This is a genomic window from Roseateles amylovorans, from assembly GCF_025398155.2.
In the GTDB taxonomy this organism is placed as follows: Bacteria; Pseudomonadota; Gammaproteobacteria; order Burkholderiales; family Burkholderiaceae_C; genus Roseateles; species Roseateles amylovorans.
The window spans coordinates 5,207,026-5,232,614 of sequence record NZ_CP104562.2 but is presented as its reverse complement, the minus strand read 5'-3'; the positions used below and the strand labels follow the sequence as shown (position 1 = coordinate 5,232,614).

Below are 25,589 nucleotides of genomic sequence, written 5' to 3'. Positions count from 1 at the left end.
CGCCTGAGGACCGCTGCGCCGCCGGGCAGCGCAGCGTCAGAACTGGTAGGTGGCCGTCACCGATACGTTGCGCCCCTGGCCGGGCGTGATCCATCGCGACACATGCAAATGACTGGATACGTCATAGGCCTTGTCGAACAGATTGCGCAGGGCCAGTTGCAGCGCCAAGGATTGAGCACCTTCCAGTGACGCGGTCCAGCTCTGAATCAGGTCGACGCGCGCATAGCCCGGCAGCACGGTGGTGTTGGCCTCATCGGCAAAGCGGCGGCTCTGCACAGCCACATTGGCCGCCGTCTTCCACCCTTGGCCCCAGTCGTACTGTCCCCACACATTCACCGCATGCCGCGCCACATTCGGCACCCGCTTGCCGCCATAGACGGCGTTGTCGCCGTAGGTCGCCTCCGTGTAGGCATAGGTGAGGCTGGTGTTCAAGCGTCCGCTCAGGCGGCCGCTCAGCGAGGCCTCGACACCTTGCGACCGCGCATCGCCGGCCAGGTTGAAATCAAAGTTGCTGGGCGTGCTCGTGTCCGAGGAAATCATGTGGTTCTGCGCCAGCCGGTACACGGCCACGTCGGAACTGAGCCGGCCGTCCTGCCATTGCGACTTCCAGCCCAGCTCCGCCTGTTCCGACCGTCGGCTTGGCAGCGACTGATTCGTGGACGAGGCCACCTGATTGGGCGCGGTGCCGGTCGACAGATGGGCGTAGACGCTGTCCGACGCGCCGAGTCGTCGCAATACCGCAATCTTCGGCGACCAGCGGGACTCCTCCACCGGCATCACGGTGGCCGCGCCGTATCTGAAGTGCTGTCGGTCCAGGCGCACACCGGCCACCACCGACCAATCCCCCAGGTCCACCTGGTCCTGGAGCGAGGCGCCGAAGGCATACAGGTTCTGCGTCGTCAGCGAGCGGGCCAGCGACCCTGGGTTGGCGGGCGCCGTGACGAGGCCGTAGACAGGATTGAAGACGTTGATGTTCGGGCTGGTCGATGCAGGGACCGACAGCGCGGGCTGGTCCAGGAATTCCTCGTAATAGTCCAGGCCGACATAGAACTGGTGGCGCAGGCCAGCGAGGGTCTGATCGCGGGTCAGCGAGGTGGTCGCCGAATCGATGCGGCGTGTGGTGCCCGGCTCCCAGGCGGACACCCGCGCCCAGGTGCCCGCCGGCTGATTGGCCAGCGGCGAGCCATTCAGCAGGTTCTTGATGGAGGTGGAATCGGCTTCCAGGTGCGTCAGCTTTGCCGTCAGGCGGGTGCGAGCATCCAATGCGACGTCGCCGTGCAGGTCGACGATGCGGTTGCGGGTCGTCGAGTCACCGAAGGGCTCGCCGAACTGTCGGTCTCGAGGCACGGCCACCGGGCGGCCATTGAGAGCGGGCAGGCCGTAATCCGGTTGATAGGTCTGGTTGGTGGCTTCGACGCTCGCCCGCAGGTGATAGCGCGCGCCGTCGCTCTTGGCCAGCCCCAGCTTCACGCCGTCCAGCCGATCCGGTACGTGGCGCCATTCGCTGGACTGCGAACGGGTGGCGGTGAGGCGTGCGGCCAGCTCGTTCTCGGACGACAGCACGCGGTTCAAGTCCACCGAGAACTCCCGCGCGTTCGCGGTGCCCGCGCCGATCAGCACCGATCCAAAGTTCTTCAACTGAGGTTGCCGCGTGGTGAGGTTGACGGTGCCGCCGGGTTCGCTGCGCACTCCCAGCGCCGCGCCAGGGCCGCGCAGCACGTCGACGCTCTCCACGAATGCCGGCGTGTAGGGATAGTTGGACAGCCGCACCCCGTCGCGGAACACGCGGTTGGAGCCGGTGCCGTTGTCCGACACCGCCCCCCGCAGCAGGAAGAACTGGGTGTGCGAGCCGTTGAAGCCGGAATCGGCCTGGGCGCCCGGCACATTGCGCAGCGCGTCCTGCAGCGAGGTGACCGCCTGGTCGCGCAGCAGGTCGGCCGGCACGCGGCTGATGGAGAAGGGCGTGTTCAGCGGGGCGGCCGTGGTGCCCAGGGCCAGACCGCTGGCGGACGCGCTGTCGCTGGTGCCGCTGATGCGGACCACCGGCAGCAAATTGGCGGAGGGCTCAGCGGTCTGCGCCTGGGCAAACGCCGGCAGCGCGGCGAGGATCAAGGTGAGCGTTATCGGTGGCATCATGTTTGGTACCGCGCGTGGCGGCCGTTGAGATCGTCAATCGGGGGTGTGCGGAGCCGCCCCTGGAGCGGTCGGCGCGCGGGGCATTCGAGCGGCGCGTCGGACACAGCGCCATCGCCACAGACCGGTGATGAACAGCACCGCCGGCAGCAGACCGCTCACCACCCACAGCGCCCGCAGACCCACGCCGCCGATGGAGCCGTCGTGTAGCGGGTGCAGCCAGTTGTTGATGACATCGGCGGTGCCGAACGCCTCGCGGTCACGGATGGCGATCAAGGCGGCGGTGTAGGGGTCGACATAGGCGTAGCTGTGCGGGAAGCGGAAGCTCGGATCGCTGGGCTGCTGCACCCGCACCAGGATCACGCCGGTGCCGGGGCCCGGCGACTCCACCCAGGCCAGTCGCGCCTGAGGAAAGGCGACACGTGCCGCGGCCAGGGCGCGCGACAGCGGCACCTGGATGCCGCTGGTGGCGGAGGCACGGACCTTCGGCGCCTGGGTCGGCATGCCGACGGTGCGGGCCAGCACCGCATTGCTCTCGTCCGGCAAGGACAGCATCACCCCGGTGACGACGAACATCAGCAGCAATGCAAGCCCGATCAGGCCCGTGAGCTTGTGGATGTCGCGCAGACGCCGCGTGCGCACCGCGTCCCGCTTGAAGTGAAGCGCCCGCGCCCAACTGCCCCGCGGCCACCAGGCCCACAGGCCGGACAGCAGCAGCACGGCCGTCACCAGACCCGCCCAGCCGTTGAAGGCGCGGCCTGCGCCACCGGCCAGGAGCTCCATGTGCAGGTCGTACAGCCACGTCATCAGGTAGCCGCCCCATTCGGCCTCACGCAGCACGGCGGTGCCATCGGGCGTCAGCCACACCATCACCCGCCGGCCATGGTGTCCGCCGCCGGGCGGTTGATAGCGCGCTGCGAGGGCACCGGGCGGTCCGCTAACCTCGAAGCGCCAGGCGCCCTGGCGGTCCGGCCACCTGGCATGCACCGTGGCGAGCGCACGGTCCCAGACTGGCGAGTCCCAGCCCGGTGCCGGACCGGTGGCGGCCACACGGATCTCCGGATGCAAGCCCGCATCCAGCCCTTCATAGAACACCAGCGCGGATCCGGTCAGGCCCAGCAGCACGAACAGCGCGCCGATGCTCAGGCCCAGCCAGAGATGGAGTTTGAGGACGAAGGCCCGCACGCGTGACATCGTCAGAACCTCGCCCGCAGCGACAGCTCGACGCTGCGCGGCGCGCCCAGGTAGACGTTGGTGGTCGGGTAGCCCGAGTACTCGCCGTAGAAGGCGTTCGTCAGATTGCGGCCACGCAACGTCAGCGTGGTGGCGCCCGACAGCGTCCAGGCCACGGCCGCGTCCAGCGTGGTGTGGCCGTCGACGTGGATCGTGTTGGCCGTGTCCGTGTAGAAGCCCGAGACGTGGTGGACGAAGCCGCTGATCGACAACGGCACCCCTGGCACCGCGTAGGTGAGGAACGCGTTGCCCGATGTGACCGGCGTGTTGATCGGCCGATTGCCGGTGCGCACGGCGCCGCCCGCTTCGATGAGCCGGTCGTACACCGCATCGACCATGCCCACGCCGGCGCCGACCGTCACGCTGCGGCTCAGGCTGGCCGCGGCGTTCAGCTCGGCGCCGCGGGACGACTGGCGGCCGCCTTGTACCGTCTGCGACGGATTGGCGGGGTCGCGGGTAAGGATGTCGTCCTGGCGGATGTCATAGACCGCACCGGTCAGCGACAGGCGGTGATCGGTGCTCGTCATCTTGAAGCCCGCTTCCGCCGAGCGACCGTGGGTGAGCTTGAAGCCGGCATTGACGATGGACTGGGTCAACATCGACGACACCGGCACCGCCCCCGATGTCACCTGCGCATAGACCGACGTGGACGTGCTCAGCGCATACGTGCTGCCCAGGCGCCACGAGAGTGGCCGATAACGCGGATGGGCGTTCTGCACCGTATGGGGCGTCGCATTGAAGTTGGTGACCCGGCGGTCCAGGTCGATGTCGTCACGGCGCAGGCCGGCCACCAGCAGCCATTGCGGCGTCAGGTTCAGGGCGTTCTCGACGAACAGCGAGCTCGTCTTCAGCTTGGAGTCGAAATTGACGTTGCCGGCGCTGTAGCTGCTGTCGGCGGTCGGAAAGCTGCCGACGACCGGCGCATATGGATCCACGGCCGCCAGCGCGCTCGCCGCCGAGGATTGGCGCAGGCTCGCAAAGTCGGTGTGGTTCACTTCCACGCCGGCGGTGAAGCGATTGCGCAGGCCGGCCAGCTCGCCGCTGCGGGACAGGGCGCCGCGCACATTCCAGAACTGGTGGTCGTGATAGAAGCGCTGCACCGTGCGGGAGAAGCTGCCGTTGGGGAAGGCGGCCGTCGGCGCGACAAAGGTCTGGGTGTCGCTCAGCACATAGGCGCGGTCGGCGGTGTAGGCCGTCAGGTCGGTGGCCAGCGCCCAGCCGTTGCCCAGTTGCCAGTCGATGCGGCCGCGCACCGTGGTCTCGTCGGCGCTGGAATAGGCGCCATCCGGGTTGTAGTTGCGATGGCGCAGCGCCTTGTCGACCACCAGGCCGTTGGCGCTGTGCACGATGCGGCTGGGATCCTTGGCCACGGCCGCCTGCACCAGCGGTACGCCCTGGTAGGTGCCGTCGTAGCGATCGGCGTAGTGGTCCACCGCCAGCAGCACGCTCAGGTCGGCGCTGGGCTTGAACAGCATGCTGCCCGTCAGTCCGCGGGATCGGGTCTGGTTGCGCTCGACGTCGTACAGGCTGTCGGATTGCAGCTGGCTGGCGTCCATCCGCAGGGCCAGCGTGTCGGACAGCTGCACATTGGCGCCGGCCGCAGCGGCGCGGGTGTTGAAGCTGCCGAGGCTGAGCAGCGCGTCGACATGGGTCCCGTCCAGCGTGGGCTTGCGGGTGACCTTGTTGATGGCGCCCGCCAGCGCGCCTTCGCCGAACAGCACCGACGCCGGACCCTTGATGACCTCGATGCGATCGAAGTGCCAGGTGTTGCTGTCGCGCTGCACGATGGTGGAGGTCGAGACCCGCACGCCGTCCTGCAGGATCGACACGGCATTGCCCGAGAAGCCCCGCATCATCACGGCCGCAGGATTGCCGGGCACGTTGCCGGCGATGGCGCCAGGGATGTCGGCAAAGGTCTCGCGCGCCGTGCGCAGGCCTCGGAACTGGAGGTCCTCCTGGGTGAGGGTCTGCACGGTGGCGGGCGTCTCACGGGCGGTCAGGCCCAGGCGGCTGGCGGCGGCGGGAGTCTCCTCCAGCTTGAGCCGATCCCGCACGCCGGAGACTTCGACGCGGTCAAGTTGGGCATTGCCAGACGACGGCTCGTCGGCGAATGCGGGGGTGCACAGCAGCATCAGCGCGGCGGTGATGGCGGTCGGGGTGAGGTTCATGGTCAACGGTCAGTCGTCGGGACGAGGTCGTGCCGGCACGCCAGCGACACCGACAGGGGCAACGGAATGGGAGGAGCCGCTGCGGCATCGGCCGCACGGCAGGTAATCAACATGGCAGTGATGACCTCGATGGCAGCGATGGCGCGCTCAGAAGCGCCAGTCCGCGCTCAGATAGGCGCTGCGGCCATCGGCGGGTGAATAGCCCGACGAGCCGCTGTCGTACCAGGCGTAGAGCGGGTGTCGGTCGGCCAGGTTCTTGATCTGCAGCTGCAGCGAGAGCTGGGGCGACACCTTGTACTGAACGCTGGTGTTGAGCACGAAGGACTGTCCCGCGCGGGGCTGGGTGTTGGTGCGCTCCAGGAAGTACGCGCCCTGGCCGTTGCCCCAGACCGAGAGCTTCACCCGATCTCCCAGTTGCTGATCCCAGCCGCCGCTGAAGAGATCGTGCGGCACGTTCTCGATCTCCTTGCCGGCGGTGAGCGGCGCGCTGGGATCCGGGGTGACGATGGTGGCCTTCTGGCGCGAGTAGGCCACCCAAGCCCGCGAGCGCGGGCCCAACTGGGCGCTGAGCTGCAGGTCCACCCCGCGGCGCAGGGTGCGGCCGACATTGCCGTTGCCACCGGCGTCGGGCAGGCCGTCCACGCCCAGCACGCGGGCCACCTCGCCGGTGGCGCGCTGCTCCCAATACGCCACGCGGCCTTCCAGCTGGCGCCAGGGTTGCCATTTCACGCCGCTTTCCCAACCGGTGTTGAGGGACGGGCGCAGGTTGCGTTCCTGGGTCTTGTAGGCATCGATGCCGCTGCCGATCTGGAAGGTGCGGCCCCAGTTGGCGTAGACGCTGGCCTCGGGGGTGAGGGCGTAGATCACGCTGAGCTTGGGCTGCTTGACCAGGCCGTAGTCATACATCTCGTAGGTCTTGCCGGCGAGCTGATCTCGAAGCTGCCCGTCCAGTCGTTCCAGGCGCAGGGCGGGGATGATGCTCAGCGCGGCGACCGGTCGAATCAGGGCTTGCAGGTAGACGCCCTGGCTGTCCTGATCGAAGTCCCAGTCGCGGAACTGTGAGCTGCGCACTCGGGCGACGGTTCGGTAGCGTTGCGACTCGTTGCGCTGCCATTGCGCTTCCACGCCGCCCTCCAGGACAAACTCATGGGCCCAGCTCACGGTGGGGCGCCAGCTGGCGCTGGCCAGCAGGCCGTGATGGCGCTCGTCGTTGTCGCGCTCCTGCTGCACGCCGGTCGCGGAGAAGCGGACGAAGCGCTGGTTCTCGAAGCGGTTGCGATAGGCCTTGAGCGTCCAGTGGCCGGCATCGCCCCAGCGGCCGTCCAGATGCAGCGCCAGTTGGGAGGTGGTGCGCTCGCTCTGGTCGGCCGCCGCATAGTCGGGCGACAGCCGCGGTGTCTGCTCGGCCTGCTCGCGGGTGAGGTAGCCGGATTCGAGCGCGTGGTTGTGGAAGTAGCGCGCACTGAGCCCGGCGCGCCAGCCCAGATCGTCGCGGGTGTAGAACCACTTGCCGGACAACGCCAGCTTGCGGGCGTCCGCGTGATTCCGATAGCCGTCCGATTCACGCCAACCGATGAAGTAGTTCTGGCTCCATTCGCCGGACTCCCAGCCCTTGGCCAGTTGGAGCTCCCGGGTGCCGTAGCTGCCCAGGGTGAGACTGGCCTGACCGTCGTTGCCGCCCTGGCGGGTCTGCACATCGGCATTGCCGGCGATGTTGTAGAGGCCGTAGCGCGCGTCGTTGGTGCCCCGCACGAGGGCGATGTGGTCCATCTCCAACGGGAAGACGGCGTCCAGGTAGGGCATGCCGCCGGCGTTGTCGTTGCTGGGGATGCCGTCGATCAGCAGCTTGACCGCGTTCACCCGGCCCTCGCCATTGAAGCCGCGAAAGCTGAAGCGGCCGGCATCCGTGCCTTGCTTGAATTGAGTGACCTGCACCCCAGGGGCACGGGTCAGCAGCTCCCAGCTGTAGTCCACATGCTGGTCCTCCAGCAGGCTGGCGCCGAGGAGGTCCACCGAGCTGAACACCCGTCGGACATCGAGCGGGCCGCTGCTGCGGCCCTCCAGGCGCACCGCGCCAAGGGTCAGGACGGCGTCCTGGGGCGGTGGGGTGTCGGTCGCCGAGGTGGGCGAGTTGGGGGTCTGAGCGTGGGCGCGGGTCAGGGGCGCGAAAGCCGCCAAGGCGGCCAAGGTGACGTGGGTCAGTGCGTGCGAGGGACGAAAGGACATGGTGATCGGAAGAGGAGGCAGGACCGGGCCGAAGATCGGGCCCAGGGGCGGACCGCGCTCAGCGGCGCGCCGGGGTGGTGGTGTCGATGCAGGGGCGAGGGCTCATGCCGGCCTCCGGAATGGACGCGGCAAGGCCATGTCGCGCGCGCAGGGCGCAGCGACAGGGACGTGCGTGCACGCACGTGGGATCGATGACATGGAGAGGCTCCTGAAGCCCGCCCGGGTGGCCGACAGTGGCCGTGGGCGATCGACGAATGCGCTGCCGACAGGCGCTCACGCGCCGTTGCGGCAGGGGTCGAGGGTCAGGCGTTCAGGGGAGGACCGCGCGGCTGGGCGGCGGCCCAGGCGAACAGGGTTCGCGGCGCAGTGAGGAAGAGCTTGGGGACCGCGTGGCCGAGCGAGAGCGCGATCACGCCGGACGACGCGGCAGGCGGCAGGCCGAGCGCGGTGGCATGCGAAGAACAGTAGGGGCAGTGCTTGACCGCATGGTCGGCGGTGCTGTCCGAATCGGACTTGCCGCTGGCCTCGGTCTTGAGGCCCAGCCCGTCATCGGCACGAATCAGCTTGGCGCCGGTGGCGGAGCAGATCTCGATCCAGCCCGCTGGGACATCGGGGCGGAAGGCGTGGGACAGCGTCGGCGCGAGCGCAGTCAGCAGGATCGCGAAACACGCGATCCAGGAGGCGAAGACGCTGAGGCGACGGCCGATGGGCATGCTCGGATTCTAGCCGTCGGTTGGTCGGGGGCCTCACGCCCCGTACTTCTCCGCTCGACCTCACTCACCGATGACAAGAACCATCTTGCCGCGGGTGCGACCGGACTCCGACCGTGCCAATGCCTCTCGGATCTCCGCCAAGGGCATGACGGACGTGACCTGAGCTTTCAGCTTTCCTGCCACCACAAGGTCTCGAATCGCTGCGAGTTGAGCGGCGTCCGACTTGCAGAACACCCGTGCCGCACGAACGCCGTACTCATCCGCCTCGTTTTTTGGAAACTCGACCGCAGTGACCAGAATGCCGCCCTTCTTCAGCGTTTGGAACGATCGTTGGAAGGTGTCTCCGCCGACCGTATCGAAGACGACATCCATGTCGTGGGCCACCTGCTCGAACGGTTGCGCGGTGTAGTCGATGAAGGCGTCGACGCCCAGGCTGCGGACATACGCCTCATTGCGCGCCGAAGCCATGGCGGTGACATGCGCGCCCTGGGCCTTGGCGATCTGCACAGCCAGGGAACCGACGCCCCCGGAACCGCTGGTCACCAGCAGGCGCTGCCCAGCCGAAAGGCCGCCAAGGTCGAACATGGCCTGCCAAGCGGTCAGCGCGCCGAGTGGGATGGCGGCTGCGTGAATGAAGTCCAGATGGGCCGGCATGCGCGCCAAGGTCGCTGTCTTGACGGCGGCGTACTCGGCGAACCCACCGCTGCCGATGATGCCGAAGACGGCGTCGCCTACGCTGAACGCCGACGTTCCGGGCCCCAGCGCCTCGATCGTCCCGGCGATCTCACCGCCGAGGCGAATCGGCAGCGACAGACCGAGCCGCTGGCCGAGTCCACCACGGATCTTCCAATCCACGGGGTTGACGCCTGCCGCATGAATCTTGACCAGCACCTCGCCGGACTGTGGTTCTGGACGATCCACGTCGGTGCAGTGCACCACCTGGTTGTCTCCGTACTCGTTGACAATGATTGCTTTCATCCTGGCGCTCCAAACCTTCGGCGACTGCCGATTTCGTGGGCTGGACGATAGCCAAGCGCAGGGAGGACGTGACGCCAGTCTGCATCGCGGAGATGCCATTCGATGCCCGAGAGTTTGTTCACCGTTCACCGAGCCATCAAGCCACGCGGCACGGAACTACCGATGCACACCCACGACGCTGGGCAACTGACCTTCGCTGCGTCCGGCATGGTGCAGGTGCATACGGACGATGGCCGATGGCTGGTGCCGCCGCAACTCGCGGTATGGGTGCCGGCGGGTGCCGCGCACCGAGTCGAAGCGCTGACCGATGCCGAACTGTGGATCGTGCATTGGCAGCAGGCTGCGGTATTGGAATGGGCGCCGCCTACGCTGCTGGATCGGCGTGCCTTCGCACTGCGCATCGGGCCGCTGTTGCGTGCCCTGCTGGAGGCCGCGTTCGCGACCGAACTCGCGCCTGACAAGACGGAGCTGGTGATCCGGCTCATGCTGCACGAGCTCACTGAAACGGCGGATGCGCCCACGTTTCTTCCGTGGCCCGTCAGTCCTGTCGGGCGACGCATGGCCGAGCTGGCCTTCGCAGACCCACGGAATCGACTGAGTTTCAGCGAGCTGGCCTCGCGCGCCGCCACCTCGGTGCGCAGCGCCAGCCGCGTGTTTCCGGCGGAGACCGGGTTGACCTTCAAGACCTGGCGGCAGCGGGCGCGCATCGTGCGCGCGATCGACCGGCTGGCCAGGGGCGAGCCGATTGCGCGGGTCTCTCAGGAATCCGGCTTCGCCAGCGCCGCCGCGTTCTCGTTTGCGTTTCGACAGGTGACGGCGATGGCGCCGACGGAGTTTCTGGCGCGGGCTGGGGCGATGGAGACAGGCTAGCGCCTCCGTCGCGTGTCAGGGCGGGCTGATGGGTCTGTTCTCCATGGCCGCTGCCCTCGGCGCCTCAGATCATCGTCGACCGATGCGCGGAGACGCCCGCCATCGCACCGTCCGCCACGGCCAGTGCCACGTTGCCGGCGGCACGCGCCGCGTCGCCACAGGCAAAGACATTGGGCACCGACGTTTGCTGCATGGAGTCCACTTGAATGAATGCCCCGGTGGGACCCTCCGCGAGTACGCAGCCCAATTGCGCCGCAATGGGACTGGCCATGTGCGTGCGCGGTTGGGTGAACAGGCCACGCATGGACATCCTTCGGCCGTCTTCCAGAATGATGTCTGCCACACCGTCGATGCGCACGATGCGCGTGGTTTCCACACGGGTTCCGCGGCGAGCGAAGTTAGCCAGATCGTCTTCGGATGGATGGAACGCGCCATTCAGGAACAGCGTGGGTGTACCCCAGTCGGACAGCATGATGGCGTGGTGGCGTGCCATCTCCGAACTTGCAATGATGCCGATCTGGCCCGCCTCCATTTCATGGCCGTGACAGTAAGGGCAATGGAAGACGCTGCGGCCCCAACGCTCCGCCAGACCCGCGACCGCAGGCAGCTCGTCGCGAACGCCGGTCGCGATCACCACGCGGTCGCTCAGCACCGTGCTGGTGCCGACACGCAGCGAGAACCGTCCGTCGTCGCACGGCCGTGCATCGTCGGCCATGCCGGACAGCCAGCGCACATTGGGATAGCGCAGCAACTGGTCGCGGGCGATGGACGCGAGTTCGCCCGGTGGGACGCCGTCTCGAGACAGGAAGCCGTGCGATGTGCCGCCCGCTTCGTCCACCCAGCGGTTTCTGCGTTGCCCCGCGTCGATCACGGTGACCTCGCGTCGAGCACGGGCCAATTGCAGGGCCGCAGACAGTCCTGCGTAGCTGCCGCCCACAACGGTGAATTCAGAGCGGATCATGATCGTCCTCGATGTGATGGGAGAAGAATGAATGCGAGCTGCCGCACGTTGGCCGGCGGCGTCCGAACTCTTTGGCCAACGCGGACAGCGTGATCTCACCCAGACGTGCCAGCAGAACGGCCTCCGCCTGCGCCATCGATTCACGCAGTGATTCGTTGACGACCTGGGCCACCAGACATTGCGGTTGGTCCTCGCGGAAGCCCAGCGAGATGAGCGCGGGTGACCCCAGCGCCATGTGCACGTCGCGCAAAGTGATGCGGTCAATCGGCGCGGACATGACCCATCCCCCGCCGTGGCCCTTCTCCGACAAGACAAACCCGGCCTCACGCAGCCCGGCCATCATGCGGCGAAGCACGACGGGGTTGGTGTCGATCGCGGAGGCCAGTGTGTCGGAGGTGAGCGGGGTGTCCACCTGCGCCAGATGCAGGAGGATGTGCAGGGCGTCGGAGAGCTGACTGCTTGGTTTCATGCAACAAGTGTAGTTGCATGAAGCGGTCAGGGTCTTTGAATTCCCCGGCGTCGGTGAGACGGCTCGGCAATGGCCGTGGTCTTCAGCTTCCGCATCCACTTCCACAGCTGCTGCCGCCACAGCTGCCACAGCTGCTTCCGCAGTCCCCGTCGACGCCTGCCGTGCCGCAGCCGCTTCCCGAGCCACCGCCGTCGCGCCCGTCGGTGCGCCGCGTCAGGTGACCGGCTTCCGTCGCTCCGATGAGGCGGAAGCCGAGCAGGGCGGCGGGTCGCAGCTCGTCGCGTGGCCATGCATGCGGATGCGGATGGCCCGCAGCATCCAGGTCGCGGTGAACAATCACCCGGTCACGACGCCGGTGATAGGCCCAGCCCTCCGGCGTTTGCAGCACGGCGTCGACACGAAAGAGGAGCGGCAGCTGGCCCTTGACCGGTGATCGCCGCTCGATGCGACAGGCACGGACCAGGCAGCGCGCCAGGGCCTCCCTGGTGTCCTCGCCGGGTGGGTGCTCGCGATGCGGGAGGATTCGACCGTATCGAGCCCGCTGCCAGTGGGCGAGGCCGAGGGCGTCGATGTCCAGCCAGAGGTGCCAAACGAGATCTGCGGCTCGAGACGGCAGTGCGCAGGGAAGGTGGCCTGCTGCCGCGCTGGCATCGAAGAACTGGACCAGCGCGTGAGCGGCGCACTGCCAGCCCTCGGTCCCGGGATGCCAGTTTGGGTGTTCCTGAGCCATGTGTCGAAGCCACGCCGCCTTGAGCTTCTCGGGAAGGGGCGGGGGCGGCATCGTCTGACTTCGTCGCGCAAGCCAGCGCAGTCGGGCTTCATGGGCGCGAAGGTGTCGCGCCCATCGGAGTCGGCGCAAGGGCCGAAGGAATCGGGTGAGAACGTCTTCGCGTTCTGTGTGGCGGCTGACGGTCGCGGAGGACGTGCCGCTCTTGTTCGTTTGATTTTCCCGGATGTTTGTCTCTTCTTGTTGTTGTGGTGCTTGGAAGTGTGTGTCGGGAATGTGACGATGCGATGACGGCACTGAGCCTCGCCAGACAACGAAGCTTGCCACTGCGGTGCCAGCTGCCGAGGCGTTTGCTGGCGTGGCGGAATCATGTGGGGAACGACGGGGGACGGGGCAACGATCGCGGACAGACACGCTCGACCCTCAACGGCCATCCTTTCAGGCTTTCGCAATGGGTATGAGACGGTCCACAGAATCAGCCGTGGCCTCTAACCGATTGCGACGTCGACCAGAAACCATTACGGCCTGGTTCGCAGCCAATGGTTGGCGAGTGGGGTGCCTGAAAGCATTCCCGCACGGTGATAGCAGTCCTGCGGAACCGTTGGGTCGACACCGAAGTCTGCGCCAAGCTTGTCATTGACGAGCCCGACAAATACGGCGGGCTGGATGTTCCAGCAATAGGCCAGCGCCGTCAGCACGGTCGGAAGTAGCGCATCCACGTCCGGATCGCTGGCACGGGCCTGCACGTGGCCGGCCGGGCCGAAGACCTGCAGCTCATCTTGACCGTCCTCTCCTCTCCAACGCATCTGCATGTGAAGCGACATGACGAGGAAGCGCACTCGACCTTCACGAGAGAGTTCTCCATACGGCCGCCCCGCCTGGTGGTCGGCTCCTGGATCGCACCATGGTTCAAAGCCCGGGATCTCCGACGCATCCATCGTGCGCGCAGGCCGGGTGGGGTAAAGGCGTTCCGGCTGCTTTCGCATGGTGACGCGTTCCGTGGAAGATGTTGCAGTCTACGAGGAACAACTGGACTTTCAGAGGCGGGCGTGGTCCGCAGTGACAGATGCTCGCATCGAGCTGGCCGCAGGAAACGGCGGACTTGCAATGGCGACACCGCGGTACCGCGAGATCGGGCGGTGGCGTGCTTCGGACATCCCTTGCTCTCGCTGAGCAATCATCTCCCGCTTCCATTCGGGGGAGGGAGCCGGTCGTCGCGCGGCGGTTCGGGCCGAGCTGAAGCCTCTCCAGGTGCAGCGGCATTCTCAGCTCTGATTCGCGAGACATCCGTGGGCCAGGGGGCGATGAGCGACGGCCTCAAAGCCACCCCGGCGCCTGGAGGTCGCGTTTACAGCGTCGAGACGGTGCCGCCATCAATGCGGTACTCGAAGCCAGCGGAGGATGCCGAGCGGGGCGACGCCAGGAACACGATCAGATCGGCAACTTCTTGAGGCGTGGCCGCCCTGCCGACTGGAATGCCTCCAAGGGCATCCATGATGATCTTCTTGCCTCCCTCGTCGTCGGTGCCGGCATCGGCGCCAACACGCCTCGCGAATACCTCGGACGCCTCGGTCATGATCCAGCCCGGCGCGACGCTCAATACGCGAACGCCCTTGGGCGTGATCTCACGTGACAGCGCCTTGCTGTATGTCGTCAGCGCCCCCTTGGCCGCAGCATATGCAGTCGTTGCATCGGGCAGCGGCAGAACACGCTGAATCGAGCTGACGTGAATGACCACGCCGGAGCCTTGCGCGAGCATCGACGGCACGAGCTCACGGTCCAGTCGCACGGCCGGTAGGAGGTTCAAACTCAGCTCGGAAAGCCAGTGGTCGTCGGTGAGTGCAGCGAAGCCGCCCGTGGGGGCATGGGACCCGCCAAGCACGTTGATCAGTAGGTCGACACCTCCCCACTTGTGGAGAACGGCGTCAGACAGGGTTTTCACGCCGTCAGCCGTTGTCAGGTCGGCCGGGATGTAGGACACACCTTCGACCGGCGCTGCCGGCGCCTTGCGAGCGGAAGTCGCCACGCGGGCGCCTGCATCCACCAGCGCACGGACAACCGCGGCGCCGAGGCCCGAGGTTCCGCCAGTGACCACGGCCCGCAGGCCGTTCAGTTGAAGATCGAAGCTCATACCGTGACCTCCATGTTTGCAATCAGACCGCGCTCAAGGCGGAAGAAGAACTTCATATCGAGCGGGCTGCCCTTGAAGTTGCCGGCCACGTGGGCCTTCACTGCGTGTACGCCTTCAATCAGCTCCAGCGAGAAGGGCTCGGTGGTGCAGGTGTACTTGGCATCGGCCGCCTTCTTCCACGCCCGGATCGCGTCGCGACCGGTGAAGACGTCGTCGTTGTCTTTCACGACGGCCTTTGGGGTGAAGCATTGCGCGACCTGGTCGGGACCCTGCCTGTCCGCCATGAAATACGCGGCGATAGGGTCAGGGAGCGTCAGTGATGAGGGCATGGTGTTCTTTCTGGTTGGGACGGATCGAAGGATGCGCCCGCATATCCATTTAGAGAATCTCTTAGAATTTGAATGGACTATGTAGAGAGGCGTACACAATGAGGGGGTCCGACTTTGCCGAGCTCAAAGCCTTCGTCGCCGTCGTGGAGAGGCATAGCTTTGCCCGCGCGGCGGAGCATCTGGGTTTGTCACCGTCTGCGTTGAGCCAGACCATCCGCCAACTGGAAAGCCGCATTGGTGCGCGCTTGTTGAATCGCACGACAAGAAGCGTCGCTCCGTCTGCCAGCGGGGAGCAGCTCTATTCGCGCGTGGCGCCGCTGTTCCGTGAAATGGAGAACGCGGTTGCCGAGGCAAGCGACGCGACCGGACAAATAAGTGGAACGTTACGGATCAACACCCTCGGAATAGCCGCAAGAACGCTCATTGCGCCAAGACTGAAGCGCTTCCATCGGGCGCACCCTGACGTGGTGCTGGATATCGTGGTGGACGACGCGCTGGCCGACATCGTGTCAGGCCGCTTCGACGCCGGGATACGGGTTGGAGGGCAGCTCAAGAAGGACATGATTGCCGTCCGTCTGTCACCAGACATGAAGATGATGGCCGTGGCTTCTCCGGACTACCTGGCCCGCCACGGCACGCCCAAAACGCCTACCGATTTGCATGACCACGCATGCATCAACTGGCGACTCCAGATGGATGGAAGGTTCTACCGGTGGGAGTTCGAAAAGCGCGGCAAGCGGCACGAGATCGCCGTCAACGGCCCTGTCGTCACCAACCATGCCGACATCGGCGTGGCGGCAGCGGTCAACGGACTAGGCATTGCCTATCACTTCGAGGTGGATCAGGTCGGCGAACTGCTCGAGCAGGGGCGCCTTGTACAGGTCCTGTCCGACTGGACGATTTCTCGTCCCGGCCTATTCCTGTATTACGCCAACCGGCAGCATCGCCCTGCGCTGCTGGGCTCGTTTATTGAATGCATGTTGGACCGGGAGCCGTTCGGCGATGCTTAATCTCCGCCGACGAAGAACGGCTAAGGGCGGCAATGTCCCGCCACTCCCATCCTGATCAAACGAAGCTTCGGCTCACCGACTGTGATCGTACCGGCCGGTGAGCAACACATCGGACAGGCCACGAATGACGACGAATGATGCACCCGCAAAGCTTGGCTTTCAGCGCTGGTGGCATGCGCCGGTCTCGAGACGGGATCGCCTGCTCGGCGTCACGGTCGGTGCAATCGGGTGTTTCTGGATTGCATGCCTTGGACGGGTCTTCATCGGCCCGTTGCCCATTGACCTCGGCGCACTTGCGGTTTGGTCGATATGGGGTGCTGCCGCAGGCGTTCTGCTTGGAACGCTCTTCCCCAAGGCTGTGAGGTGTGTCTGCCTTCCGTTTGCCATGTTCGGTGGTGGGAGCTGAGTTGGCCAACTTGGCCAACAGCCTGATGCTCGAGATCCCCAGGCACATCGGGGCGCGCATCCCTCACGGACATTTCGAGATGCAGTCCAACCCTGCCCACGCGCTGGCGGATTCGCATCGCTGAGGGGCATTGCGGCAGACAAGTCCATCGCTGACGTCAGGCTCAGACTTTGGCGAGGAACGCCGCTGCATCACCTGCTTCGCATTTCCAGTCGGCGAAGACCCCGACCAGGTTGCATTCCACGCAGCGGCAAGCAATGTAGTACCAACACACGTCATGGGTGCCTTCGTACACGGAGACGCCGGACACCAGCTCGAACACCTCGTTCTCGCACACGCACTCGTGCGCCTCAGGCACGGCATCGTCAACGTAGTCCGCACTGTCGCCCATCAGGTGATCCTGCCCGCAGTCGGTGCAGGTGCGGATGGCCACACCCGCCTCTTCATTCGTCTGCAGCGCGAAGGTCCGGCATCCGCAATCGCATTGGGACGAGGCAAACCTGAGGGCCTCATGGCGATTCGCCACGCTGTAGCTGCGCAGTTCGGCTTGGGTGTCGCCGGAAGTGGTCCCGTACCAGAACTCGCCCTTTTTCGTCAGTGCCATTGATGCTGCTCCATTCGTCAAAATGGGCTTCCCGGCAGGACTGACGCCGGCCTCGCCCCGTACGTCTGGATTCTGCCTTGCGGCCCGGAGCGTCAATCACGTGTTTCACCCCTGTGCCGCCGGCAACTGCACCGCAGCCCCTGCCTGCTCTTCGCTCCCCAGCGACCCCAGCGCGCGCCTCAACCCACTGGCGCTCGGAGACTCCAGATACAGGCACTTCTTCCCATGCCGCTTGCAGTGGTCCTTCACCCGCCAATACGCGTCATGGCTGATGCACCCCGTCTGGCAGATCACCAGATCCGCCGCGGCGAGGCTGGCGTCAAGCTTGGTGACTGCATCTTCCTCGCCGCCATCGTGATGCAGGAATCGCCCGCCGGTGCGCTCGATCAGTTGCCGGTAGATGGGCACCACGGCCGGGCGGCCACCCACGCACAGCACGGCGCGCTCATCCAGCGAGGGCAGTGATGGCTCAGCCGACGCGCTGTCCGGCGTCGGCAACTGCCGCTGCTGCGCCTCCATCGCCTCCAGCATCTGCTGCAGTTCCGCGGCCCGACGCTGCTCCCGTTCGGCCTGCTGTTGCGCGGCGAGCAATGTCCGCTCCAGCTGATGGATGCGCGCCTGCTGAGCCTCCAGATGCCGCGCCTGTTCATGCCGATGTCGCAAGCCAGGCACGCTGTCCTCCAGCTGTTGCAGTTCCTCGCGCAGTCCGGCGGCCAGCGTATCGCGGGCCAGGAGCTCGCCGCGCAATCGGAGGCATTCCGCCTGCGATTGCTCCAGTTGTTGCGCACGTTCCGCCAGCAGTCGCGTGCTGCGTGCCTGCGCTTGCGCCAGTTCGCGGCCCAGCACGGCATTCTCGTCCTGCAGCGCGTCCAGCCGCTCCAGATCGGCGCGGTTGGCGGCGCCGACCTGATGCTGCAGCATGTGGATGTCCCGCAGCACCTGTTCCTGCAGGGCGGCGTCGCATCGCGCATGGGTGAGCGCACCCCACAGCGCGCCCGCCACATCGTTGCCGTGCTGCGCCGCATCCCACCAGCGCGTCAGCGCCTCCGCCGTCTTGTGCTGCGACGCCTGACGCAAGGCCATCGCATAGCGCTGGTCCAGCTCCCGTTGCAGCATCTCGGAGATCGGCCCGCGCCGGCCGCATTCGTTGATGGCGCCGCAGTGCAGTTCGTAGTCGTTGCCCTGCGTCTGTCCGCCGAGCAGCTTGCCGAGTCGACGGCGCAGCAGCGGCATCGGCAGGCAGACGCCGATGACCGGGCACAAGGCCTGCGACGGCAGCTCCCAGAGCCGGCGGCGCCGAGAGCCTCGGGCGGTCGGCGTTTCCTCGCTGGCGGTCATGTCGCGCGTCAGCGCTTGCGCGAGCGGTCGGCCCGCGGCGGCGCGGGCGTCGTCGTCCGCGGCGTCAGCCCATCCGGCGGGCAGCGGCTGAGCGCCTTGTCCGATCTGGCCGATGGCGCCGGCCAGACCCGGCGGCGTGCCCGCATCGTCGGCCGCAGAGGGTTGCAGCAACACGTTGAACAGCGAAGTCTTGTCACACATGGCAGACGTCTCCTGACTGAGGTCGCGACGACCTATTGAAACGAAGCGGGTTGAAGCGCGAAGCGCACTGGGTACTCAACCCAGCTCGCCAGCCGCTGCTCGCCGCGGCGGGCGGGCAGGTAGGGACAGGACACCGCCACGCGGCGTGCGGCCTCGTCCAGCAGACGCCAGCCGCTGCCGTCGGCAATCAGCACTTCGGCGGCGTGGCCGTTCTCGTCCACTTTCACTCGCAGCCGCACCAGCCCTTGAATGCCGCGTTCCCGCAGCAGCGCCGGATAGTGGCGAGCCGTTTGACGCTCGCTGCACAGACGGTGTTCTGCAGTCAGCGCTGCTGGCGTGTCGACCGCGGCCGGCGAGGTCGTAATCGGCAAGTCGACCGGCGTGACGACGGCCGCAACCACGGCGACAGCGGGCGCAGAGATTGGCGTCGTCTCATGGACGCTGGGCGCAGCCGTCGACGAGTCGGTGCGAGACGGACTGGGCGGCGAGGGCGGTGCCACCGTGACCGTTTCGACGGTGACGGCGGGAATGGGCAGCGGTAGCACCGCCGGCAGTCTCGGTTGCGGCATGGGCGGCTGACCGGAGGGTGGCGTCGCCGTGGTGGAGGAGTCGGTCGCCGCCGGCAAGAGACGCGCGGTGATCGACGTGGGCGAGACCGCGTGAGGCAAGCGATCAGACCGTGCGGCGGCGATCGCCCAACCGAGCGCCAGATGCACGGCGACCGTGATCAGCCCCGCGGTCCAGCGCGAGCTCATGCGCGCAGCTCCCGTTGCGTCAACCCCATCGGCAGGACTGCGATGCCGTGCGCATCACGCAGCAAGCGCAGCCGGGTGTCGTAGAGCTGTTCCAGCAAGGGCAGGGTGGAGGGCAGTGCATCGCAATCCGCGATGAGTCGGCCGTTCTTCATCAGCCACAAGCGGTCGAAGTGGTTGAGCGCCAGATTGAGATCATGCAGAACGGCGATGAGCGCGTGGCCGCGTTGCTGAGCGAAGCGGGCCATCGCGTCCATCAGCGACAGGCTCAGGCCGGGATCCAAGGCGGCGAGCGGCTCGTCGACCAGCAGCAGTCCGTCGCGCTCATCCCAGGCCTGCGCAAAGACCCGCGCCAGTTGCACCCGCGCCTGCTCGCCGCCGGACAGGGTGTCGAATCGGCGACCGACCAGATGCGCCGCCTGCGCCTGCGCCAAGGCCTCGTGAACGATGTGATCCTGCTGAGCATCGCCTTGGCGCGCGACGCGGCCCAGCGCCACCACCAGTTCGACCGGCAGACCGAAGGCGACCCCGTGCTGCTGTGGCAGCACCGCGCGGCGGCGAGCCAGCGCCGCGGGCGTCCACTGATCCAACGGCCGATGATCCAGCGCGATGACGCCGCTGGCAGGGCGCGTCTCCCGCGCGATCAGCCGCAGCAGGCTGGACTTGCCGGCGCCGCTCGGGCCGAGCATCGCCACGCGCTCTCCGGCCGACACACGCAGCGTGATGGGACCCAGCGCCATCGTGCCCAGCGTCTGTCGAACCTCTTGCAGCAAGAGCAAGGCGGGCATCACGCGCTCCCCATCCGACGCACCGCCCCGCGCAGCAGGACCAGGAACCAGGGCGCGCCGATCAGCGCGCTGAAGACGCCGACCGGGATCTCGGCCGGCACCGCCAGGGTGCGCGCCAAGGTGTCGGCCACCAGCAGCAGCAGCGCGCCCGCGAGCATGGCGCAGGGCAGCATCCGGCGCACATCGGCGCCCACCAGTTGACGCGCCAGATGCGGCGCCATCAACCCGATGAAGCCGATGCTGCCGCACCAGGCCACCGCCAGGGCCGAGAGCAGCGCCACCACCAGCACGCTGTGCCGCCGCAGTCGGTCCACATCGATGCCGACATGCGCCGCTGCGGCCTCGCCCAGGGCGAGCGCATTCAGACGACCGGCCAGTCGCCAGGCCAGCGAACCCAGCAGCAGCAGGGCGGTGAGCATGATCACCGCCATCGTCCAGTTGGCGCCGGCCAGGGAGCCGAGGGTCCAGAAGTTGATGGCGCGCAGTTGTTCGTCATTGGCCAGGAAGCTGCACAGGCCGACGATCGCGAAGGTCATCGCCTGCAGCGCCAAGCCGCACAGCAGCAGCGCCGCGATCGAGCCCGGCGCCAGCCAGCGGGACAGACGTTGCAGCACCACGCACACGCCCAGTGCGCCGACAAATCCCACCACCGGCAGCAGCCACAGCCGCGCGGTGGGCGGCAAGGCCAGATGCAGGCCCGCGAACAGGGTGAGGGTCAAGGCCACGGCCGCGGCGGCCCCGCTGGTCACGCCGAGCAGGCTGGGCTCGGCCATCGGATTGCGGAACAGGGCCTGGCTGATGGCGCCGGCCAGACCCAGCGACGCGCCCACCGCCACCGTGAGCAGGATGCGCGGCAATCGCAGTTGCCACAGCACGTGCGCGCCGCCGGACTTCGGCGCCTCGCTCCACGGACCGTTCAGCCAATCGCTCAGGGCGATCGGCACCGCACCGAACTGCACCACCACCAGCACGGCCGCAATCAGTGCCACGCCCAGCCAGGTGGACCGTGATCCGGGAACTCGTGCGCGACCCGATGCGGGCGGCAACGCTGATCCGAGCGTGCTCATGGCGTGCCCGCGGCCGTGTGCGGCGCGCAACGGGCCATGCCGTCGCCGGCCGAACCCATGCGGTGGACGCCAGCCGCGTTCATCACGCCGTCTTGCCCGCGCCGGCGTGCAGCGCGGTGGCCAGTTTGGTGAGCGCCTGCGGGAGACGGGGCCCGAAGCCCAGCATCTCCATCGTTTCCAGGGCCACCACGCGACGCTGCCGGCCTGCGGGCGTCTGCGCCAGGCCTGGCAGGCGCAGCAGGCCGTCCGCACCACCGGAGGATTCCAGGCCCTGCGTGGTCGCCAGGATCACGTCGGGCGCGGCGGCAATGGCGGCCTCGGGCGAGAGCATCTTGTAGCCCTGCACGCCCTGCAGCGCATTCACCGCGCCGGCATACGCCAGCATGGCATCGGCGGCGGTCTCGGTGCCCGCGATGCGGGCCTGATTCGCCGCATTCGAAAGCACGAACAACACCCGCGGTGCGCGGTGAGCTGCGGCCAACCGGGTCACCGTCTGCTGACTGACCGCCCATTCCTTCTGCAGGCGCTGAATGAGCGCCGATGCCTGGGTGGGACGCCCAAGCAGCTCACCCAACCGTCGCGTGCGGTCGACGATGCCTTCGAAGCGATGATCCGCACGGAGCACATGCAGCGGCACCTTCGCCGTCTCGAGCTGGCGCAGCACCGTGGGTGGACCGGCCTCTTCGGTCGCCACGATCAGCGTCGGCGCCAGCGACAGCAAGCCCTCCGCCGCCAAGGTGCGCGCATAGCCGACATTCGGCAGTCGCGTGGCCGCGACGGGGAAGAGGGAGGTGCTGTCAACGCCGACCAGATCGGCCTCGGCGCCCAGTTCGTAGATCAACTCGGTCAGCGCGCCGCCCACGCTCACGATGCGTTGGGTTGCCGCATGTGCGCGTTGCGGGAGGCCGGCCAGCCCGAGCATCGGCAGCACGCCCGGCGCCACCGCCGAGCTCAGTGCAAGCAGGTGTCGGCGGGTCAGCATGGCACGGCCTCCGGCGTGCCCTCGACCAGGCTCTCCAGCAGGTTGCGCCAGTCGCAGCGCTCGGCCTGTCCGGGCTTGCGCTCGCCAAAGCACATCGCCAGGGTGCGGCCTTGCGCATCGAACAGCTCCAGCGAACAGACCAGGCCATCCACCGTGGGCTTGCGCACCAGCCAGGCGCTGGCGATGTGGTCTTCCCGCAGATGCAGATTGAAGCCTGGATCCAGCACATTGATCCACGGCCCCATCATGGCCACCTTGGCGATCGGTCCGCTGTGGATCTGGATCATTCCCGGATTGCCGACGAAGACCATGATGGCGATGCCCTGCTGCGCGGCCCGGCTGAGCAGCTCCTGGGCGCTGGACAAGGGCAGCGGCTGCGCAAAGCGCGGCTCCGCCAGCCGCAGGGCCTGGGTCCGGCTCAGTTGGTGGCGCTTGAGCAGGCCGAAGAACTCGTGCGTGTCGCGCAGCGACGCCCATTCATTGCGAAAGCGGGCGATGTCGATGAGGGTGTCGGGTCGCTCGGTCGGTTCCTCCCAGGCCGCATCTGCGACGAGGCCGGGATGTTGGTCGTCGGACAGGAAGTTCAGCACCAGCGCCTCATAGGCCGCCAGATCGCTGTCCGGTCGCAGGAAGACCTTGTGGATGGCCTGGCCGGCGGCATCGAAGAACTGCAGGCTGCGCTGCAGCGCGCCATCGGCCAGGCGCTCGGTCAGTGCGAAGCCGTGTCGCCAGTGGCTGTAGAACACCCGCAGATCGATCGCGCCGCCCAGCACCAGGCCCACCTGGCGCTGCGGTCCCTGCGCGCTCACCTCGCGATAGACGCCGACTTTCTCGTGCACGCAGGACTCGTTGCGGGTCAGGGCCATCACCGGGCCCAGTGGCTCCAGCGCGGCGATGAGGTCCTGCCAGTCGGCGCGCAGGCGGCGGGCGCGCAGCGGCGATTCGTCGTCCGAGAAATCGCCGACATGGGCGGCGAGCAACTCGCCTTCGGAGATGCGGAGGTCGGTGGCGATGTCGCGGTGACGCGCCCGTCGCTCCTCACGCGCCGAGGCGAAGGCTTGACGCAGTTGGGTGTAGCTGGCTTGCATGGAGGCTCCTGGCTGAATGAAAGGCGAGGTCAGAAATCAGCGCGCAGCGAGACCTGCAGCGCGCGGCCGGGCGCGGTGTAGCCGTCCAGCACATTGCTGTTGGCAGCGATGCCGCTGACGTCGCTCCAGCGCCAGTACTTCTTGTCGAAGAGGTTGGTGACAGCGGCCGACAGGCGCAGCGTCTTGTTGATGCGGTAGCCGCCGCCGACATCGATCACGTCGTACTTGCCCGGCGCGAAGTAGGTGGCGGTGCTGATGTCCGAGGCCTTCTTGCCGTTGCTGTGCAGCCAACTGCCTTGCAGCGACCAGTCGCCCACCTCATAGCTCACGCCCAGCGTGGCGCGCAGCGGCTGGATGGAATCCAGCGGCGTCTCCACGCCGTTTTCGATGCTGTGCCCGCGTGCCTTGGCCACGGCGGCCTTCACGCTCAGGCCCGAGGTGATGTCCCAGACGGCGCGCGCCTCCACACCCTTGATGCGGGCCTGGCTCAGGTTGACGTACTGGAAGACCAGCGGATTGGCGGGGGTGCCTGCGCCGCTGACCACCTCCTGGCTGATGAAGTCCCGGTAGCGGTTGTCGTAGGCACTGAGCTGCCAGCGCAGGCCGTCCGTCCATTTGCCGCGCAGGCCGATCTCCCAGCTGTTGGCATGTTCCGCCTTCAGGTTGGGATTGCCTTCGCTGCGGTAGCCCTGGGCGGGATTGGCAAAGCCGTTGTTGACCTGGTCCGGCGTCGGCGCCCGGAAGCCCTGGGCCCACTGCACATACGGCTGCAGGTTGGCCGAGACGCGCCACACCGCACCCAGGCGCGGCGTGACCGCGCTGTCGGACAGCGATGTCACCGCGCTGCTGTAGCCCGAGGCTTTGGGCGAGAGCTTGTAGCGCTCATACCGCAGCGCGGGAATGAGGCTGAGGTTGCCGACCTCGATCTCGTCCTGCAGGTAGGCCCCGGCCAGGTCGTAGTCGGTGTCGGGGAAGGGCTTGTTGGGGAAGGTCTCGCCGGCCGGTGGCACCGTGCCGTCGCGCAGGCCCTCGATCCGGTTGCGGCTCACGTCCAGCCCGTAGCTCAGTCGCTGGTTGGACAGCTGCGTCTGCGCCTGGGTGCTCAGGCCGATCAGGTGTTCCTTGTAATGGCCGATGCGGGTGCGGTCGGCCGCGGTGTTGCGATCCTCGTAGGCGACCTGCCGGGTCTCGCTGTCCTGCACATAGACCTGGGTGGTGACCTGCTGGATCCAGCTGGCATTGAGGTCCTCGTAGCGATGTTCCAGCGACAGGCGGGTGCGGTCCATCTTGTCGTGGGCGTCCAGGCCGAGCACGGCGGTGGAGGCTAGGCTGCCGGACGCCGGGGGCGCGGTCACCGCGCTCAGCACGTTGGTGTCGGTCTTGCGCTCGCGGTATTCCGCCGTGCCCATCAGACGGTGCTGGGCGTTGAGGCGGTAGCCGACCTTGGCCATCACGCTGTGGGTGTCGATGTCGGTCGGATTGGCCTTCGTGCGGTTGGCGTTGGCCGCGCCGTTGTCGCCGCGGGTCTCGGTCTCGTGACCGCGGCGCACCGAGGCCTGAACCAGGCTGCTCCAGTCACCGCTGCTGAAAGCGACGGCGGCGCTCGCGTCCTTGGAATCGTCCACCGTGCGCAGGCCGATGCGGCCGTAGCCGGCGAAGGTCTTGCCGTCCTTGAGCAGGTCCTCCGGCGACAGGGTGCGCAGCATCAGCGCGCCGGCCAGGCCGTCGCTGCCGTAGGAGGTGGAGGTCGGACCACGCAGCACCTCGGCGCTGGAGAGGCTGTCCAGATCGACGAAGTCGGCTCGGCCGCTGGCGAAAGCGCCGAAGGCAAAGCTCTGCGGCACGCGGATGCCGTCCACCATCATCAGCACCCGGTTGCCTTCCAGGCCGCGGATGTTGATGCCCTCGTTGCCGGCCCGGCCGGTGGAAGCGCCCGCTGCGGTGAAGCGTGGCGTCACCGCCTTGACGGCGAGGTCGACTTCATCGGCGAGCAGATCCTTGAGGTCGCGCGCATCGCGGCGGTCCAGTTCCCGACGCGGGATCACGGTGACGGTGTTCGGGACGGATGCCGCTGCCCGCTCGGTGCGCGTGGCGCTGACGGTGAGTTCACCGAGCTGGGCGGGTGTTGGTGTCGGTGTTGCGCTCGCACTGCTGGCGGATGCGGTCACCGCAGCGGTGGCGGACGTGCCCGTGACCGACTGGCCTTGGGCATGCGCCGAGGGCATCAGCGCCAACGGCGCGGCGAACGGAAAGGCGAGCGACAGTGCGAGCGCGACGGGTGTCTGGCGCAGAGACATGGTGCGGAGGTCCTGAAGGATCTCGCACGGGCTGGCGCTTCGCGGGCTGGTGCGGGTGGCCGGTGGTTGACGGGCCGATGGGCGTGAAAAGGTGGGGTGGTCGGGTCTGGAGACGGGT

At 67.3% G+C, this 25,589-nt stretch carries 22 protein-coding genes; 2 read left to right on the top strand and 20 right to left on the bottom strand.

Annotated features, from left to right (window positions below):
• Positions 1–36 precede the first annotated feature (36 nt).
• From N4261_RS21650 to N4261_RS21625, 6 genes are all read right to left on the bottom strand, one after another.
• A complete protein-coding gene (locus tag N4261_RS21650) occupies positions 37–2,136 on the bottom strand; it encodes a TonB-dependent receptor (protein ID WP_261757323.1) in 2,100 nt (699 codons plus the stop codon).
• Positions 2,137–2,169: 33 nt separating this feature from the next.
• The gene (locus tag N4261_RS21645) at positions 2,170–3,318 is read right to left on the bottom strand and encodes a PepSY-associated TM helix domain-containing protein (RefSeq protein WP_261757322.1); all 1,149 of its coding nucleotides are present in this window, start codon (positions 3,316–3,318) and stop codon (positions 2,170–2,172) included.
• An 11-nt stretch (positions 3,319–3,329) separates the two neighbouring features.
• On the bottom strand, positions 3,330–5,534 hold the full coding sequence (locus tag N4261_RS21640; protein WP_261757321.1) for a TonB-dependent receptor: 2,205 nt from the start codon (positions 5,532–5,534) through the stop codon (positions 3,330–3,332).
• A gap of 147 nt (positions 5,535–5,681) precedes the next feature.
• Positions 5,682–7,760, bottom strand: coding sequence for a TonB-dependent receptor (locus N4261_RS21635; protein WP_261757320.1), 2,079 nt, complete (start codon positions 7,758–7,760; stop codon positions 5,682–5,684).
• A 302-nt stretch (positions 7,761–8,062) separates the two neighbouring features.
• On the bottom strand, positions 8,063–8,473 hold the full coding sequence (locus N4261_RS21630; protein ID WP_261757319.1) for a DUF2946 domain-containing protein: 411 nt from the start codon (positions 8,471–8,473) through the stop codon (positions 8,063–8,065).
• 60 nt (positions 8,474–8,533) lie between these two features.
• Positions 8,534–9,364, bottom strand: a complete 831-nt coding sequence (locus N4261_RS21625; protein WP_261757318.1) for an NADP-dependent oxidoreductase — start codon at positions 9,362–9,364, stop codon at positions 8,534–8,536.
• Between the two features lie 249 nt (positions 9,365–9,613).
• Here N4261_RS21625 and N4261_RS21620 point away from each other — a divergent pair, with 249 nt between their 5' ends.
• Positions 9,614–10,321, top strand: a complete 708-nt coding sequence (locus tag N4261_RS21620; RefSeq protein WP_261757317.1) for a helix-turn-helix domain-containing protein — start codon at positions 9,614–9,616, stop codon at positions 10,319–10,321.
• A 64-nt stretch (positions 10,322–10,385) separates the two neighbouring features.
• Here N4261_RS21620 and N4261_RS21615 read toward each other — a convergent pair whose 3' ends face one another.
• The 6 genes from N4261_RS21615 to N4261_RS21590 form a co-directional block, all read right to left on the bottom strand.
• Positions 10,386–11,282: an NAD(P)/FAD-dependent oxidoreductase gene (locus N4261_RS21615; RefSeq protein WP_261757316.1), complete on the bottom strand. Its 897-nt coding sequence runs from the start codon at positions 11,280–11,282 to the stop codon at positions 10,386–10,388.
• Positions 11,269–11,751 carry an Rrf2 family transcriptional regulator gene (locus N4261_RS21610; RefSeq protein ID WP_261757315.1) on the bottom strand — a complete coding sequence of 161 codons (483 nt, stop codon included), beginning with the start codon at positions 11,749–11,751 and terminating at the stop codon, positions 11,269–11,271. The genes N4261_RS21615 and N4261_RS21610 overlap by 14 nt, the downstream gene beginning before the upstream one ends.
• A gap of 82 nt (positions 11,752–11,833) precedes the next feature.
• A complete protein-coding gene (locus tag N4261_RS21605) occupies positions 11,834–12,532 on the bottom strand; it encodes a UCP032817 domain-containing protein (protein WP_261757314.1) in 699 nt (232 codons plus the stop codon).
• Positions 12,533–12,996: 464 nt separating this feature from the next.
• A complete protein-coding gene (locus tag N4261_RS21600; RefSeq protein WP_261757313.1) occupies positions 12,997–13,464 on the bottom strand; it encodes a hypothetical protein in 468 nt (155 codons plus the stop codon).
• 362 nt (positions 13,465–13,826) lie between these two features.
• The gene (locus tag N4261_RS21595; protein ID WP_261757312.1) at positions 13,827–14,609 is read right to left on the bottom strand and encodes an SDR family oxidoreductase; all 783 of its coding nucleotides are present in this window, start codon (positions 14,607–14,609) and stop codon (positions 13,827–13,829) included.
• On the bottom strand, positions 14,606–14,938 hold the full coding sequence (locus N4261_RS21590) for a nuclear transport factor 2 family protein (RefSeq protein WP_261757311.1): 333 nt from the start codon (positions 14,936–14,938) through the stop codon (positions 14,606–14,608). Before N4261_RS21590 ends, N4261_RS21595 begins: the two co-directional genes overlap by 4 nt.
• A gap of 98 nt (positions 14,939–15,036) precedes the next feature.
• Here N4261_RS21590 and N4261_RS21585 point away from each other — a divergent pair, with 98 nt between their 5' ends.
• Entirely contained in the window at positions 15,037–15,948 is a 912-nt protein-coding gene (locus tag N4261_RS21585; RefSeq protein WP_261757310.1) for a LysR family transcriptional regulator, read from the top strand.
• A gap of 569 nt (positions 15,949–16,517) precedes the next feature.
• On the opposite strand, the gene N4261_RS21580 is transcribed toward N4261_RS21585, so the two are convergent.
• From N4261_RS21580 to N4261_RS21545, 8 genes are all read right to left on the bottom strand, one after another.
• The gene (locus N4261_RS21580; protein WP_261757309.1) at positions 16,518–16,958 is read right to left on the bottom strand and encodes a hypothetical protein; all 441 of its coding nucleotides are present in this window, start codon (positions 16,956–16,958) and stop codon (positions 16,518–16,520) included.
• 105 nt (positions 16,959–17,063) lie between these two features.
• On the bottom strand, positions 17,064–18,497 hold the full coding sequence (locus tag N4261_RS21575; protein WP_261757308.1) for a DUF2325 domain-containing protein: 1,434 nt from the start codon (positions 18,495–18,497) through the stop codon (positions 17,064–17,066).
• A gap of 32 nt (positions 18,498–18,529) precedes the next feature.
• Complete coding sequence (locus N4261_RS21570) at positions 18,530–19,252, bottom strand: energy transducer TonB (protein ID WP_261757307.1); 723 nt, start codon at positions 19,250–19,252, stop codon at positions 18,530–18,532.
• Complete coding sequence (locus tag N4261_RS21565) at positions 19,249–20,037, bottom strand: ATP-binding cassette domain-containing protein (RefSeq protein WP_261757306.1); 789 nt, start codon at positions 20,035–20,037, stop codon at positions 19,249–19,251. The genes N4261_RS21570 and N4261_RS21565 overlap by 4 nt, the downstream gene beginning before the upstream one ends.
• Positions 20,037–21,026, bottom strand: coding sequence for a FecCD family ABC transporter permease (locus tag N4261_RS21560; RefSeq protein WP_261757305.1), 990 nt, complete (start codon positions 21,024–21,026; stop codon positions 20,037–20,039). Before N4261_RS21560 ends, N4261_RS21565 begins: the two co-directional genes overlap by 1 nt.
• A gap of 160 nt (positions 21,027–21,186) precedes the next feature.
• A complete protein-coding gene (locus N4261_RS21555; protein ID WP_261757304.1) occupies positions 21,187–22,086 on the bottom strand; it encodes a heme/hemin ABC transporter substrate-binding protein in 900 nt (299 codons plus the stop codon).
• On the bottom strand, positions 22,080–23,174 hold the full coding sequence (locus N4261_RS21550; RefSeq protein ID WP_261757303.1) for a hemin-degrading factor: 1,095 nt from the start codon (positions 23,172–23,174) through the stop codon (positions 22,080–22,082). Before N4261_RS21550 ends, N4261_RS21555 begins: the two co-directional genes overlap by 7 nt.
• 29 nt (positions 23,175–23,203) lie before the next feature.
• On the bottom strand, positions 23,204–25,471 hold the full coding sequence (locus N4261_RS21545; RefSeq protein ID WP_261757302.1) for a TonB-dependent hemoglobin/transferrin/lactoferrin family receptor: 2,268 nt from the start codon (positions 25,469–25,471) through the stop codon (positions 23,204–23,206).
• Positions 25,472–25,589 lie beyond the last annotated feature (118 nt).

What these genes read in the sequence shown, in the direction of transcription:
- N4261_RS21650 (WP_261757323.1), bottom strand. Translation starts at nt 2,136, where the DNA reads ATGATGCCACCGATAACGCTCACCTTGATCCTCGCCGCGCTGCCGGCG.
- N4261_RS21640 (WP_261757321.1), bottom strand. Translation starts at nt 5,534, where the DNA reads ATGAACCTCACCCCGACCGCCATCACCGCCGCGCTGATGCTGCTGTGC.
- N4261_RS21635 (WP_261757320.1), bottom strand. Translation starts at nt 7,760, where the DNA reads ATGTCCTTTCGTCCCTCGCACGCACTGACCCACGTCACCTTGGCCGCC.
- N4261_RS21630 (WP_261757319.1), bottom strand. Translation starts at nt 8,473, where the DNA reads ATGCCCATCGGCCGTCGCCTCAGCGTCTTCGCCTCCTGGATCGCGTGT.
- N4261_RS21620 (WP_261757317.1), top strand. Translation starts at nt 9,614, where the DNA reads ATGCACACCCACGACGCTGGGCAACTGACCTTCGCTGCGTCCGGCATG.
- N4261_RS21615 (WP_261757316.1), bottom strand. Translation starts at nt 11,282, where the DNA reads ATGATCCGCTCTGAATTCACCGTTGTGGGCGGCAGCTACGCAGGACTG.
- N4261_RS21610 (WP_261757315.1), bottom strand. Translation starts at nt 11,751, where the DNA reads ATGAAACCAAGCAGTCAGCTCTCCGACGCCCTGCACATCCTCCTGCAT.
- N4261_RS21605 (WP_261757314.1), bottom strand. Translation starts at nt 12,532, where the DNA reads ATGCCGCCCCCGCCCCTTCCCGAGAAGCTCAAGGCGGCGTGGCTTCGA.
- N4261_RS21600 (WP_261757313.1), bottom strand. Translation starts at nt 13,464, where the DNA reads ATGCGAAAGCAGCCGGAACGCCTTTACCCCACCCGGCCTGCGCGCACG.
- N4261_RS21595 (WP_261757312.1), bottom strand. Translation starts at nt 14,609, where the DNA reads ATGAGCTTCGATCTTCAACTGAACGGCCTGCGGGCCGTGGTCACTGGC.
- N4261_RS21590 (WP_261757311.1), bottom strand. Translation starts at nt 14,938, where the DNA reads ATGCCCTCATCACTGACGCTCCCTGACCCTATCGCCGCGTATTTCATG.
- N4261_RS21585 (WP_261757310.1), top strand. Translation starts at nt 15,037, where the DNA reads ATGAGGGGGTCCGACTTTGCCGAGCTCAAAGCCTTCGTCGCCGTCGTG.
- N4261_RS21580 (WP_261757309.1), bottom strand. Translation starts at nt 16,958, where the DNA reads ATGGCACTGACGAAAAAGGGCGAGTTCTGGTACGGGACCACTTCCGGC.
- N4261_RS21575 (WP_261757308.1), bottom strand. Translation starts at nt 18,497, where the DNA reads ATGTGTGACAAGACTTCGCTGTTCAACGTGTTGCTGCAACCCTCTGCG.
- N4261_RS21570 (WP_261757307.1), bottom strand. Translation starts at nt 19,252, where the DNA reads ATGAGCTCGCGCTGGACCGCGGGGCTGATCACGGTCGCCGTGCATCTG.
- N4261_RS21565 (WP_261757306.1), bottom strand. Translation starts at nt 20,037, where the DNA reads ATGCCCGCCTTGCTCTTGCTGCAAGAGGTTCGACAGACGCTGGGCACG.
- N4261_RS21555 (WP_261757304.1), bottom strand. Translation starts at nt 22,086, where the DNA reads ATGCTGACCCGCCGACACCTGCTTGCACTGAGCTCGGCGGTGGCGCCG.
- N4261_RS21550 (WP_261757303.1), bottom strand. Translation starts at nt 23,174, where the DNA reads ATGCAAGCCAGCTACACCCAACTGCGTCAAGCCTTCGCCTCGGCGCGT.
- N4261_RS21545 (WP_261757302.1), bottom strand. Translation starts at nt 25,471, where the DNA reads ATGTCTCTGCGCCAGACACCCGTCGCGCTCGCACTGTCGCTCGCCTTT.